The following is a 2,988-nucleotide window of genomic DNA, read 5'->3' on the forward strand; positions in this document are numbered from 1 at the left end:
CTTCCTTACGGTATTAATGTTGTTTGCTTTCGTTTTTAGTTTCGCTCAAGGCGGAAAAAAACTGGATAAAATCATCAAAAGAGATTATCAGATTATTGAATGTACTATTGCAAAAATGTCTGATAAAACCGTAGAATATTCCCTTCCAGGAGAAACATTGCAAATTTCGCTTGACGTTTCACAAATTGCAAGAATTGACTTTTCTAGCGGAAGATCTCAAACTTTTGATGTGAGTCAGGGAAATAGTTCACCATCGGCTGGATCATCTGGAATTACTGCGTCAGAAATGAAGACCAATACAATAGCGGTTCTTCCAGTTCCTTATTTGAATTCAGATACACAAGAAAGCTCAGAAGATATGGCAAAATTTGCCCAAAATGATCTTTATAATAAATTGTTGGACAAATCATCTAATATTTTTCCGTTAACGGTTCAAGATTTAAGAACGACAAATAGTTTGTTACATAAAGCAGGAATCGACCACAGTAACATAGACGAAACCCCAATAGATGATCTGGAAAAAATACTAGGAGTAGATAATATTGTGGCTGCTAAAATTTCGTATACAATCGGAACAAGTGCAACTTCGACCACCTACAACAGTGGAAATGCAAAAGTGAGCAATAACAATAAAAAAGTAACCACAAACGATGTTTCGACTACGACATCAAACAATCAGAGTTATTATTACTACACGGTTTATTTTGATATGTATAAAAACAGAGATAAAATCTACTCTCAGACTCGTAAACCTTTCTTAGCTGTAAAAGACAGTTGGATGGATTCTGTGAGCTATTTATTGAAAAGGAGTCCGATCTACGTTAAAAAATAGTGAATCCATTTAGAGTATTTTATTTGTTCAGATAATTACTTACAACTTTGTAACTTTGTCCCTTTGCATCTTTGTAACTTAAAAAAAAATGTTTCACTTACTAGATATTATTGGGACAATGGCATTTGCGATGTCTGGAGCTTTAACGGCAATGCATAAAAAACTGGATCCGTTTGGTGTTTTTATTATTGCCTTTGTTACAGCAGTTGGAGGCGGAACACTTCGTGATGTACTGATCGGAAGAACTCCTGTAGGCTGGATGCGTGATATGCAGTATGTTTATGTGATTATTTTAGGATTTTTTCTTGCGATTCTTTTTAGAAAAAGTTTTGATAAACTCAGAACTTCTTTATTTTTATTTGATACTATTGGTCTTGGTGTTTTTACTTTGATTGGTCTAGAAAGAGGTATTTTAACTGGACTTCATCCTGCAATTTGTATTGCGTTGGGAACCATGACCGCTTGTTTTGGAGGTGTTATTCGTGATATTTTGTGTAACGAAATCCCGAATGTTTTTAGAGAAGAAATATACGCTACAATCTGTATTTTTGGCGGAATCGTATTTTTTGGTTTACGACAATTAAATCTAAACGATGATATACTTTATTTAGTTACTTCACTTGTCATTATTATAATCAGACTAATGGCGGTAAAATATAAATGGCACTTAAAAGCATTTGATCACAAGTAATTTGCAGATGAAAAAATATAGCATAAGGAAATACAATCAAGATGATTTTTCAGTTTGGAACGATTTTATCGGTCAAGCGAAAAATGCTACGTTTTTATTTCATCGCGATTTTATGGAATATCATAAAGATCGATTTGAAGATTTTTCGCTTTTAGTTTTTGAAGAAGAAAAATTGCGTGCTGTTCTTCCAGCCAATAAAAAAGAAAATGCTGTTTATTCGCACCAGGGACTTACTTACGGCGGATTGGTTTATACTTCTAAATTAAATGTAGAAAAAGTAGAATCGATTCTAGATGAAATTTTACTTTTTCTGAAAGAAAACCAAATAGAGACTTTTTATTATAAGCCAATTCCAGATTTTTATTTTTTGGAAGGAAATAAGGAAATGAACTTTTTTTTGATGAAAAGAAAAGCAGTTTTGGAGCGAAAAGAAATGAATTTAGCGGTTAATTTGACTGTTCCTTTAAAGATTTCAAAAAGCAAAATGAAGCACTTTAGAAGAATCGAAAATTTAGATTTGGATATTTTTGAAGAAGAGCAATTCGATCCGTTTTGGGGAAAAGTTTTGGAGCCACGATTACAAGAGAAATTCAATACCAAACCAGTTCATTCTAAAGAAGAAATGGCACTTTTAAAAGCTAAATTCCCTCAAAATATCAAACAATATTCGGCTTACAGAAATGATGAAATTATAGCTGGAATTACCATCTTTGAAACCAAAAACGTAGTCAAATCGCAGTATGGTGCAACTTCAAAAATTGGAGAAGAATTTAGAGCTTTAGACTTTTTATTCATCAATCTGATTCATAAATACAAACGAAAAGGAAAACACTTTTTTGATATGGGAATTGTAAATTCCGATACCGAAGATTACAACTCTGGACTTTTAAAACAAAAAGAAGAATTAGGCTGTTCTGTTTACAGTCAGGATTTTTATAAAATCGAAATTAAGTGATACCGTTTTTAGATCTAAAAAAAATCAACGAACCTTATGAAACTGCTTTTCAGGAAAAACTGAAAACGGTTTTAGATAATGGCTGGTATATTTTAGGACAAGAAGTGGAAACATTTGAAAAAGCTTTCGCTGAATATTGTCACTCGAAATATTGCATTGGAGTTGGAAACGGATTTGATGCTTTGGTTTTGATTTTTAAAGGTTACATCGAACTTGGAAAACTTAAAAAAGGCGATGAAGTTATTGTTCCTGCGAACACCTATATTGCCAGTATTTTAGCCATTTTACAAGCTGATTTGGTTCCGATTTTAGTCGAACCGAGATTAGAAACATATAATCTAAATCCAGATTTAATTGAAGCTAAAATCACTTCAAAAACAAAAGCCATTTTAGCGGTTCATTTATACGGACAATTGTGCGAAATGGATAAAATAAGCGAAGTAGCACTTCAAAACGATTTAATTGTGGTAGAAGATGCAGCACAATCGCACGGAACGGAAAATTTTAAAT

4 protein-coding genes are annotated in these 2,988 nt (G+C 32.7%); all 4 read left to right on the forward strand.

Features of this window, described 5'->3' with window-relative positions; all coding sequences use genetic code 11:
- Nucleotides 1-16 precede the first annotated feature (16 nt).
- Nucleotides 17-832 (forward strand): hypothetical protein, encoded by an 816-nt coding sequence (locus VGE71_RS19395; protein ID WP_414656181.1) that lies wholly within the window; start codon nt 17-19, stop codon nt 830-832.
- An 88-nt stretch (nt 833-920) separates the two neighbouring features.
- Nucleotides 921-1,523, forward strand: coding sequence for a trimeric intracellular cation channel family protein (locus tag VGE71_RS19400; RefSeq protein WP_331139779.1), 603 nt, complete (start codon nt 921-923; stop codon nt 1,521-1,523).
- Nucleotides 1,524-1,530: 7 nt separating this feature from the next.
- Entirely contained in the window at nt 1,531-2,478 is a 948-nt protein-coding gene (locus tag VGE71_RS19405; RefSeq protein WP_331139780.1) for a FemAB family protein, read from the forward strand.
- On the forward strand, nt 2,475-2,988 hold a 514-nt coding region (locus VGE71_RS19410; protein WP_331139781.1), incomplete at its 3' end, for a DegT/DnrJ/EryC1/StrS family aminotransferase. The genes VGE71_RS19405 and VGE71_RS19410, both read left to right, overlap by 4 nt.

The sequence above is a fragment of the Flavobacterium sp. genome (assembly GCF_036405015.1).
In the GTDB taxonomy this organism is placed as follows: domain Bacteria; phylum Bacteroidota; class Bacteroidia; order Flavobacteriales; family Flavobacteriaceae; genus Flavobacterium.

What these genes read in the sequence shown, in the direction of transcription:
- VGE71_RS19405 (WP_331139780.1), top strand. Translation starts at nt 1,531, where the DNA reads ATGAAAAAATATAGCATAAGGAAATACAATCAAGATGATTTTTCAGTT.
- VGE71_RS19395 (WP_414656181.1), top strand. Translation starts at nt 17, where the DNA reads ATGTTGTTTGCTTTCGTTTTTAGTTTCGCTCAAGGCGGAAAAAAACTG.
- VGE71_RS19400 (WP_331139779.1), top strand. Translation starts at nt 921, where the DNA reads ATGTTTCACTTACTAGATATTATTGGGACAATGGCATTTGCGATGTCT.